This is a genomic window from Streptomyces corchorusii (assembly GCF_001514055.1).
GTDB classification, from domain to species: domain Bacteria; phylum Actinomycetota; class Actinomycetes; order Streptomycetales; family Streptomycetaceae; genus Streptomyces; species Streptomyces olivaceoviridis.
Genome location: NZ_KQ948360.1, coordinates 259,864 through 274,899 on the forward strand (window position 1 = coordinate 259,864; position 15,036 = coordinate 274,899).

Consider the following 15,036-nt stretch of genomic DNA (forward strand, 5'->3'; position numbering starts at 1 on the left):
ACGCTAGCACGCACCCCGCCACGGGGCTCCCGGGTGGGGGCTCCGTGACGGGGTGCGCGGGGGCGTTCGGCCGGGGGCGTACGGCCCGCCCGGCCGGTCAGCCCAGGCGGGTCAGCTTGGCGCCGATACCGGGCTCCGCCAGATCCTTCTGGAGGGCCACCGGGACCTTCACCGCACCGGCCGAACCGTCACCCACGGTGAGCGTCCCGACCCGGGTGCCGGCCTTCGCGCTGTGCGGCACGGTCCCGGACGCGAAGGACAGCTTCACCTTCATCCCGGCCCAGCCGGCCGCCGTGACGTCCTTCGTCACCACGACCGGGGTACGGCCGCCGAGCCGGTCGTCCACGTACCCGACGACATCGCCCTTCTTCACGATCTTCGCCGAGGTCAGCGCGGACTGGGCGGCGAGCAGCGCCGTCTTGCTGACCGCGTTGACCGTCTGGAGGATCTCCCGCTTGTGCTGGCCGAGGATCGCGCCGACGATCGTCACCGTCTGCCCGCCGACCTGCTTGCGGGAGGCGAAGAGCAGGTTGCCGCCGGCCGCGGTGGTGCTGCCGGTCTTGATGCCGATCGCGCCGATGCGGTACGGCAGCTCGTTGTAGTTGGGCCAGAACTTGCCGGAGGGGTCCGTCCAGCTCGCCGCGCTGCTGATCGCGACCAGGGCCGGGACCTTCACGAACGCGCGGCCCAGCTTCACCTGGTCCTCGGCCGTGGAGACGGTGGTCTCCTTCAGCCCCGAGGGGTCGGTGTACGTCGTGTCGGACATCCCCAGTTCCCTGGCGGTGGCGTTCATCTTCTTGACGAACGCCGCCTCCGAGCCCGCGTCCCAGCGCGCGAGCAGCCGCGCGATGTTGTTGGCGGAGGGGATCAGGACGGCCGACAGGGCCTGCTTCTCGGTGAGGGTCTCACCGGCCTTGACGGTGTCGAGCGTCGACTCGCCGGCCTTGTTGTAGCCGCCCTCCTTCTCGGCCGTCGCGTCCACCTTGATCTTCGGGCCCTCCTCGCCCGCCTTCAGCGGGTGGTCCCTGAGGATGATGTACGCCGTCATGGTCTTGGCGACCGAGCCGATGGCCACGGGGGTCTGCTTGCCGAAGTGCCCCATCGTGCCGACGCCGTCCACGTCCATCCAGCCCTGGCCCTCGCCGGGCCAAGGCAGCTGGGTGCGGTCGCCGGCGAAGGTGTAGCTGTCCTTGCCGGTGAGCGCGAGGGTGGGCGCCGGCAGCGGGCGCACGGCCTGTACGACCGCAAAGATGATCGCCAGGAGCAGGACCAGCGGGGTCCAGATCTTGATCCGGCGCACGAGCGTGCGGACCGGGGTCTCCGGGGGCGGGGGCGTGTTCGTCAGCTCCGCCAGCAGGTCCAGCGGGGGCTTGGGCGGGAGCGGCTGCTGGGTGGTGCGCTCGGGGCCGACCTGGGGGACGGGGGTGGTGGCGTCCGCGGGCTTGGCGTCGGCCCGGGCGGCCGGCTTGCGCAGGTCGTCCTTCAGCGCGACGAACTTGCTGGTGCGTTCGGGCTCGGACTCGGAGGCGGACTCGGAGCCGGACTCGGGGGCGGCCGGCTTGCCGCCGAGCTTGAGCATGGTCGTCGGCTGGTCGACGGGGGGCGTCTTGGGGCGGACGGCCTTGAAGACGGTGGTGGGCTGGTCGACGCCGGTCTTCTTGGGGGCGGGGTCCTCGGGGGCGGTGTCCTTGGCGCCGGTGTCCTTGGGGGCAGGGTCCTTGGCCGCGGGGTCCGTGCGGGGCGCGTCGTCGTCCGCCGCCTCGGCTTCGCCTTCGGCGTCCTCGTCCCCACCCGGACGGGGTGCCTGCGGCGGCGTCGGCCGCGGGTCCGCCTCGGCTTCGCCTTCGGCGTCCTCGTTCCCACCCGCACCACCCGTGCGGCTCTCGTCGTCGGCCGCGGGTGGCCCCTGTGGGGCGTCCCCGCCATCGGCGGCCTCCGGTCCGTCCTCGTCCTCAGCCGCCTCGTCCTCGGTGGCCGCCTTGGCGTCTGCCGCGCTCTCCGCGTCCGCGTCAGCGTCCGCCTCGGCGTCCTCGTCCCCGGTCGGCTCGGCGCCGTCGGTGTCCTTCGCCTCGGCCTCCGTGCCGGTGTCGGACGGGGCGTCAGTCTCGGCCTTCGCGTCGGCGGAGCCCTCCGCCTCGGTCTCCCCGTCCGCATCCGCATCCGCATTCGCATCCACGTCCGCGTCAGACGGCTCCTCGGCCTCGTCCTCCGTCTCGGACGAGGCGTCGGCCTTCGGGGCCTTCCCGGCGGTGTCGTCGGCGTTCGCGGGCGTGTCCGGGCTCGGTTCGCGTACCCAGGTCGACACCGCCGCCTGGAGGGCGGTGTCCTCGGGGTCGGCCGACTGCTCCCGCTCGGCCGGGGTTTCGGGTCGTACCGTCAGGACCTTCGTCGCCGTGTCGCCGCCCGGGGACTTCCGTTCGCGGGACACCCCGAGACGCGGATCGCGCGCCTCGGGAACCGAACCCGCGCTCCCCGACGTCGGTTCCGCCGACGACTCGCGCTGCTTCGACCTGTCGGGGGACTCGCCCGCCACCGATGCCTCCTCCATGCGCCGCACGCCTTCGCGCGTGCCCTGTCCGAACCATGTACCAGTGTCCTGTGTGAGGACTTGGCCCCTGCGGTAGACGAGAACGACATACCTACCGGTTCCCTCACGAACCGGTCACGCACCCTCGACAGACCAATGTGAGAGGGGTCACCCTGTCATTCATCCACGCGGGGAGGCATGGATGGGCAGGAGCCGCAGAACACTTCCGGAGGAGCTTCTGTTGCTCGCACTGGACCCGGCCACGGGTACCACTGCGCAGCCGCAGTCGCTCGACCTCGGTCTGGCCGGTGCACAGCTAGTGGAGCTGGCGCTGGCCGGACGGATAGCCCCAGACGGGGATCGTATCGCCGTGGTGGTGCCACGGCCGACAGGAGATCCGACTCTGGACTGCGCGTTGGAGTTGCTGCGAAGGCGTGGCGCTCCCGTGCGTGCCGTCCACTGGATCGGCGGGCCCCGGCTGGGGCTCAGGCAGACCTACCTCTCGCATCTGGAGCGGTGCGGCATGGTCGCCGCCGTACCCGGCCAGATGTGCGGGGTGCTGCCGACGACGCGTTACCAGGCGACGGACACCGCCATCAGCCGGGAGATCCGCTCCCGGCTGGACTCCGCGATCCGCACCGGCGTACCGCCGGACCCGCGGACCGCGGCGCTCGCCGCGCTGGCGCACGCCGTCGGGCTCGGCAAGCACCTGTATCCCGGGAACGAGGGCCGGTCGTCCCGGTCCCGGTTGCGGGATCTGATCCGGCACGACCCCATGGGCGGGCTCGTCGCCCACGCCGTCATGGACGTGCAGAACGGCGCGGCGGCCCAGCCGCGCCGCGGCCCGGCCCCGGCCCCGGCCGGCCGGCAGGCCGCGCCCGGCGCCAGGCCCGCGCCGGAACCCGCACGCGGGGTTCCGATGCAGCCGCGTCACGGGTCCATGGCACGCGCCGTGGCCCACTGAGCCGCAACCCCGGTCCCCACAGACCCGGTTCGGGAGCCGCAGGTCCGAGCGGGGCGGTGAGATCCTCTGGTCTCGCCGCCCCGCTCGGCCGCGTCCCCGGCCGCATATCCACGGTTTCCCAGCGGTGCGAAGCGCCTTGGTGGCAGTCTGCTCAACAGCAGATACGCAAAGTGTTGGCAACAAGCAGGCAGCCGGAGGTGCGCGTCCCGTGGCGTCCAATGTCAATCCCACCGTCAGGCGGCGCCGGTTGGGCCAGGAGCTGCGCAGGCTCCGTGAGCTCAAGGGCATGACGGCCGAAGAGGTGGCGGAGCGGCTGCTGGTGTCGCAGTCGAAGATCAGCCGGCTGGAGAACGGCCGGAGGAGCATCAGCCAGCGCGACGTGCGCGATCTGTGCGGGGTGTACGAGGTCGAGGACCAGCGGATCGTCGACTCGCTGATGGAGATGGCCCGGGACTCCCGGCAGCAGGGCTGGTGGCACACCTTCGGCGACATCCCGTACAGCGTGTACATCGGTCTGGAGACGGACGCCGAGTCGCTGCGGGTGTACGAACCCCAGTTGGTGACCGGGCTGTTGCAGACCCGCGCCTACGCCGAGGCGCTGGTGCAGGGCGCGTTGCCGGAGACGTCGACCGCGGAGATCGAGAAGCGTGTCCAGGTGCGGATGCGCCGACAGGAACGCATCACCGCCCAGGCCAACCCGCTCCGGCTGTGGGTGGTGCTGGACGAGGCCGCGCTGAAGCGGGTCGTGGGCAGCCGGCTGGTGATGCGGGAACAGCTGGAGCACCTGATCGAGATGTCGCAGCTGCCGCACGTCACCGTGCAGGTGCTGCCCTTCGACGTGGGCGCGCATCCGGGGCTCAACGGCCAGTACGCGATCCTGGAGTTCGCCGACGCGGCCGACTCCAGCGTGGTGTACCTGGAGGGCGTGACCAGCGACCTGTACTTGGAGAAGGCACAGGACGTGCAGAAGTACGCCGTGATGTACGAGCATCTGCGGGCGCAGTCCCTCAATGTGGAGGCGTCCCGGAAATTCATCGCGGACGTGGCGAAACTCTACGCCGACTGATGTCGGACCACGCGGGGCGCGGGATCGTACACCGCCGGTCCACTCCAATGGAAGGCTCACCTGGAATATGCCATCCGGTCGAGTGAACGACTCCTCCGCGGCGCGCAGTTGCCCGGTAGCGTCGATCACGCCAGTCAGACGACATGGTTGGCGTGAACCGCACTACCGCAACTCGCAACAGGAGTGGACATGGCACTGATTCAGGGCGCTTCGGAGACCTGGATGAAGTCTTCCTATTCCGCGGGCAACGGCGCCTGCGTCGAGGTCAAGTCGCCCACCGCCGCCGAACTCGCCGTACGCGACTCCAAGACGCCCGAGGGGCCGATCCTGGCCTTCCCCGCCGACGCGTGGAACGCCTTCGTGTCCTCGGTCAAGGCGTGAGGGGTTCTCCCTGACCCTGACCCGCACGACAACTGCACACGCACCACCAGGAGAGCCCTCTCGACCAGTCGCCGTCCTTGCCGAGAGGGCTCACCGCCTTCTACCGGGCCACCAGGCCCGAGCCGTACTCAGCCGAGCTGGGCCTCGATCGCGGAGACGACCTCGGCCGACTCCGGCTCGGTCTGCGGCGAGAACCGCGCGACGACCCGACCGTCCCGGCCGATCAAGAACTTCTCGAAGTTCCAGCGGATGTCCCCGCTGTGCCCCTCGGCGTCGGCGAAGCCCACGAGCCGCTCGTACAGCGGATGCCGGCCCGCCCCGTTCACCTCCACCTTCTCCGTCAGCGGGAAGGTCACGCCGTAGGTCGCCGAGCAGAACTCCGCGATCTCCTCGGCGGTTCCGGGCTCCTGCCCGAGGAACTGGTTGCAGGGCACGCCCAGCACGGTGAAGCCCTGCTCGGCGTACCGCTCCTGGAGCTTCTCCAGTCCGGTGTACTGCGGGGTCAGCCCGCACTTGGAGGCCACGTTCACGATGAGGACGGCCTTGCCCGCGAACCGCGACAGATCCGCGGAGCCGCCCTGGAGGGCCCCGATCTCGACGTCCAGCGGAGAGCCGCTGTGCTCAGTAGTCGTCATGCCCGGATGCTAGCCCCGCCGGACGACACCCCCCTGCCCGGCCTCGTCCGGCACGTCACCGGTTCCCCGGATCACCGGCTCACCTGCCCCGCCTCGACCAGGACCTCGCCGGCCGCCGTCCGTACGTACAGCACCGATCGCCCGGCCCGCCGACGCGTCACCAGCCCCGCCTCCCGGAGCACCTTCAGGTGCCGGCCCACCGAGCCCAGACCCTGCCCGGTCACGGCGGTCAGCTGGGTGGTGCTCAGGGGGGAGCCGAGGAGCACCAGCACCGCCGCCCGGCCCGGCCCGAGCAGCGCGCTCAGCCCGGCGGGCACCACCCGGTCGGCGTCCCCGGCCAGGACACCGGCACAGGGGTAGACCACGGCGTACCGCTCACCGTCCTCCCAGGCCACCCAGCCCGTGCGCTGCGCGGTCACCGGCACGAACACCAGCTCGGCACCGGAGATCTCGCGCGGCGGATACTCGTGCAGGTTGATCTGGAACCGGTTGTCCCCGAGCCACCGCGTGCCGCCCGGCCGCAGGGAGTCCAGCACGCTCGCCCAGCCGCCCCGGCTCGCCTGCGCGGTCCGCGCCACCACATCCGCCTCCAGCACCCGCCGGCGCCGCCCCCAGTACGGTCGTACGGTCTCCTCCCACACCCACTCCAGCAGTACGGCCGCCCGCTCGGGCAGGTCGTCCCGGTCCAGGCCGGCGGGCAGCGGTCCGGCGAGGGAGAGCCGCAGGTGCGCGCGGGCGTCCGCTGGCCCGGTGGCGCGGACCCGGGCGATCCCGTCCCGCAGGCTCTCGCCGTCGCGGGGCGTGGGCGTGAGGAAGTCGGCGATCCACTCCCGCCCCAGCCCCGCCCGCACCAGCCGGGCCGTCACCGGGTCGGCCGCGAGCCTGTCCCGGTAGGCGGGCAGGTGCGCGCCCAGCCAGGAGTGCTCACCGGGATGCGTCCCCTGCCCGGCGTGCAGCAGCTTCAGCGCGGCGAAGGTCTCGGCGAGCGGCGAGATGACGAACCGGCTCCGGGCCAGGGTGTCCGCGTTGAGCTGCCACCACCCCATGAACGCCTCCTCGTACGCCGCGTACGGACCTTTCGCACGACGGCGAAACAGTAACGAGCCCGCCGCGGCCCGTCCGAGACTCCGGAACATGCCCGCCTACCGATCCCTGTTCCGCACCCCCGAGTTCACCGCGCTCTTCCTCGGCACCGCCGCCCAGACCGCCGCCGGGACCGTCGGCGGCCTCGCCCTCGGCACCCTCGTCTACCGGGCGACCGGCTCCCCCCTCCTGTCGGCGCTGAGCATGTTCGGCCCGTCCCTCGCCCAGGTGCTCGGCGCGACCCTCCTGCTCTCCGGCGCCGACCGGCTGCCCCCGCGCACTACCCTCACCGCCGTCTCGCTGGCCTTCGCCGCCGGTACGGCGGTGCAGGCGCTGCCCGGTCTGCCGCTCGGCGCGCTGTTCACCGCCGTCCTGGTCCTGGGCCTGGTCGCCTCACTCGGGGGCGGGGTCCGCTGGGGCCTGCTGAACGAGATCCTCGCCAAGGACGGCTACCTGCCCGGGCGTTCGCTGTTCAACATGATGAGCGGGCTCATGCAGATCGCCGGGTTCGCCACCGGCGGTGCCCTGCTCGCCGCCCTCTCCCCGCGGGCCTGTTTGCTGCTGGCCGCGGCCCTGTACCTGACGTCCGCGCTCGTCCTGCGCCTCGGCCTGACCGCCCGGCCGCCCCGGGCCACGGGCCGCCCCTCGCCGTCGGCGACCTGGCGCGCCAACGCCGAGCTGTGGTCGTCCCGTCCGCGCCGCCTCACCTACCTGGGCCTGTGGCTGCCCAACGGCATGGTCGTCGGCTGCGAGTCCCTCTACGTGTCGTACGCACCGCACGCGGCCGGCACCCTGTTCGCGTCTGCCGCGCTCGGCATGCTCGCCGGGGACGTGACGGTGGGCCGTCTGCTGCGGCCCGCGGTCCGGCGCCGGCTGGCGACCCCGCTCCTGCTGCTGCTCGCGACGCCGTACCTGGTGTTCTGCGCGCACCCGCCGGTGCCGGTGGCGGTGGTCTGCGTGACCGTGGCCTCCGCCGGTTTCGGCGCGAGCCTGGTCCAGCAGGAGCGGCTGATGAGCCTGACCCCCGGCGACCTGTCCGGCCAGGCGCTGGGACTGCACTCGGTCGGCATGCTGACCTTCCAGGGCGTGAGCGCGGCGCTGGCCGGCGCGGTGGCCCAGTTCACCTCGCCGGCCATGGCGATGACCGCGATGGCGGCGGCCTCGCTCTGCGTCACGCTGGCGCTGGCCGCAGCCGCCCGCCGGACCCCGGCCCGGCCCTCCGCCGAGCCCGCGCGGGAGCACTCGCCGTTCTGACGCCGACGCGGCCGACGGCGCCCACCGAGGGGCGCCCGCCCCGTCGCCGCGGATCCCGGCACCGGTCGGGTCCGGCTCGACGAGCGGCCCCACGACCACGGCGGCTCCGCATACTGACCGCCGTGGCCTTCCACGACGCACTTGGCTCCGCATACTGACCGCCCTGGTCCTCTACGACGCACTCGGCGCCACATACGCCCGGACGCGGCAACCCGATCCGCGGATCGCCGTCCAGATCCATGCAGCGGTCGGGGACGCGGCGGACGTACTCGACGTGGGGGCGGGCGGTGGTTCGTACGAGCCGCCGCGGACGGTGCCGGCGGTCGAGCCCAGCCAGGTGATGATCAGTCAGCGTCCGGCGGGAGCCGCCGCTCCGGCGGTGCGGGCCGTCGCGGAGCACCTCCCGCTGCGCGACGACGCCGTCGACGCGGCTGATCGACCTGCTCGGCGGGGGCCGCCAGGAACCGGTCCGCATCCCCCACGACTGCGTCGACGGCTTCGGCGCCGCGTACTGGCGCCGCCCGCACGCCTACCTCGACCCACAGGCGCGTGCGGGGATCTCCATGCTGGCCCAGACCGGCGACGACGCCCTCGCACCGGGCCTGACCCGGCTCGCAGACGACTTGGCGACGGGCCGCTGGCGCACCCGTCACGCCGAGTTGCTGGGGCTGGCGGCGATGGATGTCGGTTACCGGCTGATCGTGCGGCTCTGCGATGCCTCTGCACTCGGCCGAGCGCCTCCCCGGTTCACCGGTGCGTGGACCGGTTCGTCTGGGCGCGGCCGACGCGGGAGGCGCGGAGTCGGGCATCAGGAGCCTCGTCCGAGGTCGCGAGCGTGTCGAGACGGTTCGCCGCGAGCGCCCTTGCTAGCGTCCGCTTCGCCTGAAGTCCACAAAGGACTGATTTGCACCCATTGGCGGGTGAGAGGACAGGGACCATGAACGACTTTTCCCGTCGGGGACTGCTCAAGACGACGGCGGTCGCAGGTGCCGGCGCGGTCGTCGTGCCGGCCGTTGCGGCGGCCGAAGCCCCCGATGCGAGTGCGGTGACCGAGGCCACCGTGAGCCAGGGGTACGGGGCACAGTGCCCGCCCGCGAAGCTGACCGGCCGCATCGTCCGCCCCGACGACCCCGGCTACACGGACGCGCGCCTCGGCTGGGACCAGCTCTTCTCCCACTACCCGCTGGTCATCGTCTTCGCTCAGGACACCCAGGACGTGGTCAACGCCCTGACGTGGGCGCGGCAGAACGACGTCGCGCTGCGCGTGAGGAGTGGCCGCCACAGCCTTGAGGGCTGGTCGAACGTCGACAACGGCCTCGTGATCGACATCAGCGAGCTGAAGTCGGTCCACATCGACGCCGCCGCTCGTGTCGCGAAGGTCGGCGCCGGACTCAACCAGCTGGAAGCGGTGACCACGCTCGCGAAGCGGAACTTCGCGGTGACGACCGGTACCGAAGGCAGCGTGGGCCTGTCCGGCGCGACGCTCGGCGGCGGCTTCGGCTTCCTCACCCGCTGGCTCGGCATGGCCTGCGACAGCCTGATCGGCGCCGAGATCGTCGTCGCGGAGGGCGGCGAGTGCGCCAAGGCGATCAAGGTCGATCTGAACCACCACGCCGACCTGCTCTGGGCGCTGCGCGGAGCGGGCAACGGCAACTTCGGAATCGTCACCTCGCTCACCTACAAGCTGGCGCCGCTGAAGAGCGTCACGTATCTGACGGCCACCTGGGACGGAATCGGCGACCTGCGCAGGGTCTTCCAGGCTTACCAGCGCACGATGCCGTTCACCGACAACCGCCTCGGCACCCAGCTCGAAGTCCACCCGAACCAGATCCTGCTGTTCGCGGTCCTCGCGGAAGGAACACCCGCGGAGGCGAAGAAGCTGCTGGCCCCTCTCCTGTCGATCGACAGCCCCAACGTGACGACGCAGGTGGGAAACTGGGGCGACGTGTACGCGGGATTCCAGACCCCGATCACGCTCGAACCCGCCAACTGGAAGTTCTACTCCCAGTTCGCCAAGAAGCCGTTCCCGGCCAAGGCGATCGACGTGATCGCCTCGTTCATCAAGAAAGCCCCTACGGACGACAGCAACTACTTCGTCCAGGCGTTCGGGGGCACGGTCAGGAAGAGCCCCCGCGGCGGCACGGCGTTCCCGCACCGCGACGCGCTCTTCTACGCCGAACCCGGCGCCGGCTGGGGCAAGCGCAGTGACCAGCCGGGCGTCTGCGACCCGCTCACCCCGGAGGCCCAGGCCTGGATCGCCGAATTCAGCCAGGCACTGAAGCCCTACGTGGACGGCGCCTACGTCAACGTGCCGAACATCGGCATGCAGGAATGGGAGACCGCCTACTGGGGATCCAACTTCGGCCGACTGCGCAGGATCAAGGCGGATTACGACCCCCGCAACGTCTTCCAGTACGACCAGAGCATCCCGCCCGCGTCCCGCTGACCGAGCACGGCCCAAGCCCGGTGATCCGCGCCCCGCAGCGCGTGGCTGCGGGGCGCCTGGTGGGGTTAGTCGACCATCTGCCCGTCGTACATACCGCCACTACAGGTGTTGTTCGCCCAATTGACCGTTCCGCCGCCCTGCTCGCACTCACCCGGAGTGAGGCTGGCGGCGGTGGCGGTGGCGGCGCCTGTGAGGCCGAGTCCGGCGAGGGCTGCCGTGGCGATGACGGCGGCGAGGATTCGTCGAATACGCATGTGGTTCGCCTTTCACGCATTGCCTCGGGTTGGGGCACTACTCAGCCAATTGTTCATCCATCTGGGCGACACGTCATGTTGGGCCGTCGGGGTGAGAATGCGGTGAGGTGCGGGGTGGGTGCGCGGGCCGCAAATGGTTGAACTGAACAAATTCAGTTGGGAACTCACGGGGAGGAGCCCGGGCTGCCTGCGATGTGGCGGCCTGGGCCGGGGTCATTGCCCGTGCCGTACGGGTGTACGGGGTAAATCGCGGCGGAGGAGTGTTCCTGATGTCCGGCGCTCTTTCGTTTCCCCGGAGAAGGAGCCCATCACCGCAACCGCCAAGGAGCCGCACCGAGTTCTGCGCTCCGCCTGCCGCGAGGAACTCGCCCTATTCCATGCGCACTTCGCGCTCGCCGTCGCCATGGGGCCCCGCCGGGGAGGAATCGTCGGCCTCCGCTGATCGGACGTCGACCTGGACAACCGCGTTCTCAAGGCGGGGGAGAAGGGGCAGGAGCCGGCGTACGTCTTCACCACCCGGACCGGCCGCCCGGTCGAGCCGCGCAACACCTGTTCCCCGGCGTCTGCCCAGCGGCGTCCACGAGGCGGTGCGACCGGGATGTGCGCTTCTCCGGCCGGAGACGACCGCATCGCGCGAGGGCGTCCTCGACGGTGCGTGGTACTCATCGAGACCGGGAGCGGGCACGGTCCGTCCGGCCGGCGGGCCGCCGCCGGGCGTGACCGGCGGAACGGCGTCGCACGGCGAGGGGGTCAGCCGCGCCACTCCACCATGAGCAGCGTCGCGTCATCGCTGGTCTGCCCGCCCCGCGCCTGCTTGAGCGTGTGGGACAGGGATCGCGTCACCGCCCGGATGCCGCGCCCGGTCCTCTCCAGCTGGTTCACGCAGTCGATCAGCTGGTCCTCCCCGAACTCCTCCCCACCGCTCTCGTGCTCCTCGACCACCCCGTCGGTGAAGCAGAGGACCCGGTCCCCGGGCACCAGCCCCAGCTCGCTCACCCGAGGCTCCGCGCCACCCAGGCCGACGGGGAGTGTCGTCGGGCCGTCCAGACGCTGCGCGACGCGGTGGTCGCGGACGAGGATCGGCGGAAGGTGTCCGGCGTTGACCCACTGCACCCGCCCCGTCGTCGTGTTCAGCTGCAACATCTGCGCGGTGACGAAGTGCTCGGGACCGAATTGCCTGGTCACGGCGTGGTCCATGAACGAGTAGATCTCTGACAGTCCGACGCCGGCGCGGCGGGCGTGGCGGTAGGAGCCGATGGACACCGCGGCCATCGTGGCCGCGTCCAGCCCGTGACCCATCGCGTCGATCATGGCCACGTGGAGGACGTCGCCGTTGAGCGCGTAGTCGAAGCTGTCGCCGGCCACGTCGTAGGCGGGTTCCAGGATCCCCGCGACGGCGACCCGGGGCATGATCATGGCCAGCGGTGGCAGCAGGGACCACTGGATCTCCGCGGCGACGCTCATCGCCTCACCGCGTCGGACGTCGAAGAACAGGTCGGAGTAGCCGTGCTTGGTCACCAGGAGGTCGGCCACCAGGCCGGAGATCCTGAGCAGCAGGCGGCGGTCGTGGTCGTCGACGCTGTCCAGCGTCACCGCCATGACCCCCACCTGGTCACCGCCGTCCAGCAGGGGCATATGGACCCGGACGCCGTCCTCCTGGGCCACCTCCACGGGGACCGCGTCCAGAAAGCAGCGACCCGCCTCGGAATCGTCGATCACCTGGGGTTCCCCGCCGGTGAGTCCCTCGCCGGGCAGCGGTACGAGCACCAGCTGGCCGTAGTCCTGCAACAGCACCTGCGGACGGCGGCCACCGAGCCGCTCCACCACGTCGGCGACCAAGGGCCCGATGAGATGGGGCGGGAGTTCGTGCGCGCTGTCGAGGATCTTCCCGAGAAGGGCTTCCCCGAAGCTCTCGGACCGGTCCGGACGCCGTCCTGCCGTCATCCCCTCACCCGCCGCGGTCACGCTTGGTGCGGGGGCGGGCCAGGATGACAAAGGATCCGTCGGTGCCATGGCTCCACCACGGGGTCGTGGCGCCCGCCCTGCCGGTCACGCGGAGTCGGCCGGGTCGGGCTGCTCATCTCGGTCAGGCTCCGCCTTCCGACTCCCAAGCGTCCTGTCCGTCGAGGCCGCTCTCGGCGAGTGCCAGCAGACGTGGAGCCGACAGCGGGTTCCCGGGGTCCGCGGCGGCGGTCAGCAGCCGAGTGGCCACTCCAGCCGGCTCGTCCGGGGGGATCACCAGCAGTTCCCAGCGTCCCACGGTGCCGCAGTCCACGGTGATGGCATGCGCCTCGGTGGCGGAATCGGTTAGGACCACCTCGATCACATGGCCGGGCGCCATCACCTCCTGCGGGGCATCGGGCCAGGCGGCAGTCCCCACGGTCACGCGGGTGACGGTGCCGACGCCCGGATCCAGGGAGCCGACCAGCGCGGGCAGCTCCAGTTCCAGTGCGTCGCAGCGCGGCCACCACGCGCCGTCCAGCGGGCCATGGCTGACGTCCGGCGTGAGGCGCAGCCGGGGCAAGGGCATCCGGTAGGAGTGTCCGTCGCCTGACGTCGTACCTTCTGCGGGCTGTGCGATGGCGTTCATCGTGCGATCCCGTTCCGGGCCGTGCGGATTCCGGCTGCCCGTGTCTGTCCCTCGCCGGGAACGGCGCCGCCGTCATCGTGCGCCCGGAAGTTCTCGGTACCTGTCAGGCTACTCCCGGCCGTGGCAAGCGGCGTGGCGCAGCCATCGCGTGGAGAGGCAGACAGCCATCGCGTCGAGACGCTGTCCGTACGGCGGACGACGGCTGGCGTGACCGCCCCGGCCGGTACGACCGACGGCCCCTGGCTCCTCTGCCCAATCACCGGCGTGCCGAGGGCTGCCCTTCGACGGACAGGGTCAACACGCAGGGGGCGACGGGGCCGGGCAGCCCGACGACCTCACCCATGTTCTGCCAGCCCCAGGACGAGAAGGCGGCTTGTCCGGCCTGGTCGGCAGGATGCAGCAGGGTGACCCCGAGGGAGGAGTGCAGGTCGGTGAGCAGGCGCTGTTGCAGGCGGCGGGCGATGTCGCGGTGCTGAGCGTGCGGATGGGCCACGACCTGGGTGAGGACGACGAACCGTGCGCGGGAAGTGAGCCGCTGGATGATCTCCTGGAGCGCTCCGCCGCACTCCCGGCGGTCGCAGCCGTCAGAGCCCATCGGAAAACCGAAGGCACAACCGACCAGCACCGTCGTCTCGGCGACCAGCAGGGCGAAACCAGGGCGGTGGGCGGTGACCGCCAAGCGGTGCAGGAAGTCTCCGCGGTCGTGGTACGCCTCGCCGGCGGTGCCCGCGACGGACTCCGCAGCCAGGTCCGCGATGTCCTCGCGCATGTCTTCTGCCTGCCAGCGGGTCAGCCGGCGAAGGCGGATCCCATCCCTGAGGACCGGCTGGTCCGGCCGACGAGCGGGGTCGCCGGGTGCCCGCGTCGCGGTACTCATCAGGTCGCCGGACGCGGCGGGCGGCACGGGACTCACGGGGGCCGTAAGGAGCAGCGAATCCGATCCGGTGGCATCGAGGAGCCGGGCGATCTGCGCGCACGGATGGTGCAGCCGCAGGCGAGCGTGGACCCGGCCGGCGCGCCGTGATGCCGACAGGAGGACGTCCAAGCCCCTGGCGTCGCAGGAGCCGACCGTGGTCAAGTCGATGTCGATCACGGTGACACCGTCCAGCAGACACTGCTCCACTGCGGCCCGCAGCAGCGGCGTCGTGGCCGGCCCGATGTCACCGGCAAGCGTGACGAGCGTCCGCTCTCCTCGGTTCCGCCGATGGATGTCCAGCCGGGAAATGGCCATCACGCCTCCCCTCGGCGGGGTTGCGGACGTGCGCGGGCGCTCGGCGCGGCCCCTGCCATGATGAGCTTGCACGGAGTTGCCTCGACCGCGGCGGACATGGTGCCGACCCGTCTCCGCACCGACCACTGGGGCGGCCCGGATTCACTCGTCACTCGCCGAGGACGACCCGGCGTGGCAGCCGGAGTGCGTGATGCCCTCGGTACTTCAACCGTACGTCGGCCGCAACCGGAAGCGGCTGCGTCCCTCACAGCCGAGGGCCGGCGGGTAAAGGCAGGGCACCACCTCGCCCCTGCCCTGTCGGGACAGGCGCCACCGGATGCGCGCCGCCCTGGACACGACACCGCCGGCTGGAGATCACCCGTCTGCTTGGCCAGGGAGCCGGTGACCCACTTGCTGCCTGTGTGCCTGATGCGCGCCGGGGAGCCGCCCCTTGCGTCTCCCCGGATCAGGTCAGCCGCGCCGACGCCGGCCGGGCGTTCTCGACAGCGCCCAGAGCGCGGATCAGGACCCGGGCCGCTCTTGTCAGGCGCCGGCGCCGCCGTCGACCGGCAGGATCGCGCCGGTCACGTACGAGGCGCGGTCGCTGAGCAGCCACGCGGCCGCTT

The 15,036-nt window shown here is 71.6% G+C and carries 13 protein-coding genes and 1 pseudogene; 6 read left to right on the forward strand and 8 right to left on the reverse strand.

Annotated elements, in window-relative coordinates:
• Positions 1-97 precede the first annotated feature (97 nt).
• A complete protein-coding gene (locus AQJ11_RS26685; protein WP_059264639.1) occupies positions 98-2,548 on the reverse strand; it encodes a D-alanyl-D-alanine carboxypeptidase in 2,451 nt (816 codons plus the stop codon).
• Positions 2,549-2,729: 181 nt separating this feature from the next.
• Here AQJ11_RS26685 and AQJ11_RS26690 point away from each other — a divergent pair, with 181 nt between their 5' ends.
• From AQJ11_RS26690 to AQJ11_RS26700, 3 genes are all read left to right on the forward strand, one after another.
• Positions 2,730-3,491, forward strand: a complete 762-nt coding sequence (locus tag AQJ11_RS26690; protein WP_059264640.1) for a GOLPH3/VPS74 family protein — start codon at positions 2,730-2,732, stop codon at positions 3,489-3,491.
• A gap of 208 nt (positions 3,492-3,699) precedes the next feature.
• Positions 3,700-4,557 carry a helix-turn-helix domain-containing protein gene (locus tag AQJ11_RS26695; RefSeq protein ID WP_015493273.1) on the forward strand — a complete coding sequence of 286 codons (858 nt, stop codon included), beginning with the start codon at positions 3,700-3,702 and terminating at the stop codon, positions 4,555-4,557.
• A gap of 189 nt (positions 4,558-4,746) precedes the next feature.
• Positions 4,747-4,938 carry a DUF397 domain-containing protein gene (locus AQJ11_RS26700; protein WP_030642837.1) on the forward strand — a complete coding sequence of 64 codons (192 nt, stop codon included), beginning with the start codon at positions 4,747-4,749 and terminating at the stop codon, positions 4,936-4,938.
• 128 nt (positions 4,939-5,066) lie between these two features.
• Here AQJ11_RS26700 and AQJ11_RS26705 read toward each other — a convergent pair whose 3' ends face one another.
• Together AQJ11_RS26705 and AQJ11_RS26710 are read right to left on the reverse strand one after the other, a co-directional pair.
• Positions 5,067-5,573 carry a glutathione peroxidase gene (locus tag AQJ11_RS26705; protein ID WP_030642835.1) on the reverse strand — a complete coding sequence of 169 codons (507 nt, stop codon included), beginning with the start codon at positions 5,571-5,573 and terminating at the stop codon, positions 5,067-5,069.
• A gap of 71 nt (positions 5,574-5,644) precedes the next feature.
• Positions 5,645-6,619: an ArsR/SmtB family transcription factor gene (locus AQJ11_RS26710; protein ID WP_014673292.1), complete on the reverse strand. Its 975-nt coding sequence runs from the start codon at positions 6,617-6,619 to the stop codon at positions 5,645-5,647.
• 88 nt (positions 6,620-6,707) lie between these two features.
• On the opposite strand from AQJ11_RS26710, the gene AQJ11_RS26715 reads away from it, so the two are divergent.
• A complete protein-coding gene (locus tag AQJ11_RS26715) occupies positions 6,708-7,910 on the forward strand; it encodes an MFS transporter (protein ID WP_059264641.1) in 1,203 nt (400 codons plus the stop codon).
• 937 nt (positions 7,911-8,847) lie between these two features.
• Positions 8,848-10,356: an FAD-binding oxidoreductase gene (locus AQJ11_RS26720; protein ID WP_059264642.1), complete on the forward strand. Its 1,509-nt coding sequence runs from the start codon at positions 8,848-8,850 to the stop codon at positions 10,354-10,356.
• A gap of 65 nt (positions 10,357-10,421) precedes the next feature.
• On the opposite strand, the gene AQJ11_RS26725 is transcribed toward AQJ11_RS26720, so the two are convergent.
• Entirely contained in the window at positions 10,422-10,610 is a 189-nt protein-coding gene (locus AQJ11_RS26725; RefSeq protein WP_014673289.1) for a hypothetical protein, read from the reverse strand.
• Positions 10,611-10,872: 262 nt separating this feature from the next.
• Here AQJ11_RS26725 and AQJ11_RS53095 point away from each other — a divergent pair.
• Positions 10,873-11,157, forward strand: a pseudogene (locus AQJ11_RS53095) (hypothetical protein); the annotation flags it as partial.
• Between the two features lie 203 nt (positions 11,158-11,360).
• Here AQJ11_RS53095 and AQJ11_RS26730 read toward each other — a convergent pair.
• The 4 genes from AQJ11_RS26730 to AQJ11_RS51240 all read right to left on the reverse strand — a co-directional run.
• Positions 11,361-12,554, reverse strand: a complete 1,194-nt coding sequence (locus tag AQJ11_RS26730; RefSeq protein ID WP_059264784.1) for a PP2C family protein-serine/threonine phosphatase — start codon at positions 12,552-12,554, stop codon at positions 11,361-11,363.
• Positions 12,555-12,696: 142 nt separating this feature from the next.
• Positions 12,697-13,200: a DUF5994 family protein gene (locus AQJ11_RS26735; protein WP_244218358.1), complete on the reverse strand. Its 504-nt coding sequence runs from the start codon at positions 13,198-13,200 to the stop codon at positions 12,697-12,699.
• A gap of 256 nt (positions 13,201-13,456) precedes the next feature.
• A complete protein-coding gene (locus AQJ11_RS46320; RefSeq protein WP_079082411.1) occupies positions 13,457-14,431 on the reverse strand; it encodes an STAS domain-containing protein in 975 nt (324 codons plus the stop codon).
• Positions 14,432-14,953: 522 nt separating this feature from the next.
• The coding region (locus tag AQJ11_RS51240) for an SDR family oxidoreductase (RefSeq protein ID WP_159061693.1) at positions 14,954-15,036 on the reverse strand (83 nt) is incomplete at its 5' end.

Coding starts and splice junctions, on each gene's coding strand:
- AQJ11_RS26720 (WP_059264642.1), top strand. CDS start 8,848: ATGAACGACTTTTCCCGTCGGGGACTGCTCAAGACGACGGCGGTCGCA.
- AQJ11_RS46320 (WP_079082411.1), bottom strand. CDS start 14,431: ATGGCCATTTCCCGGCTGGACATCCATCGGCGGAACCGAGGAGAGCGG.
- AQJ11_RS26685 (WP_059264639.1), bottom strand. CDS start 2,548: ATGGAGGAGGCATCGGTGGCGGGCGAGTCCCCCGACAGGTCGAAGCAG.
- AQJ11_RS26730 (WP_059264784.1), bottom strand. CDS start 12,554: ATGACGGCAGGACGGCGTCCGGACCGGTCCGAGAGCTTCGGGGAAGCC.
- AQJ11_RS26735 (WP_244218358.1), bottom strand. CDS start 13,200: ATGAACGCCATCGCACAGCCCGCAGAAGGTACGACGTCAGGCGACGGA.
- AQJ11_RS26690 (WP_059264640.1), top strand. CDS start 2,730: ATGGGCAGGAGCCGCAGAACACTTCCGGAGGAGCTTCTGTTGCTCGCA.
- AQJ11_RS26705 (WP_030642835.1), bottom strand. CDS start 5,573: ATGACGACTACTGAGCACAGCGGCTCTCCGCTGGACGTCGAGATCGGG.
- AQJ11_RS26700 (WP_030642837.1), top strand. CDS start 4,747: ATGGCACTGATTCAGGGCGCTTCGGAGACCTGGATGAAGTCTTCCTAT.
- AQJ11_RS26725 (WP_014673289.1), bottom strand. CDS start 10,610: ATGCGTATTCGACGAATCCTCGCCGCCGTCATCGCCACGGCAGCCCTC.
- AQJ11_RS26715 (WP_059264641.1), top strand. CDS start 6,708: ATGCCCGCCTACCGATCCCTGTTCCGCACCCCCGAGTTCACCGCGCTC.
- AQJ11_RS26710 (WP_014673292.1), bottom strand. CDS start 6,619: ATGGGGTGGTGGCAGCTCAACGCGGACACCCTGGCCCGGAGCCGGTTC.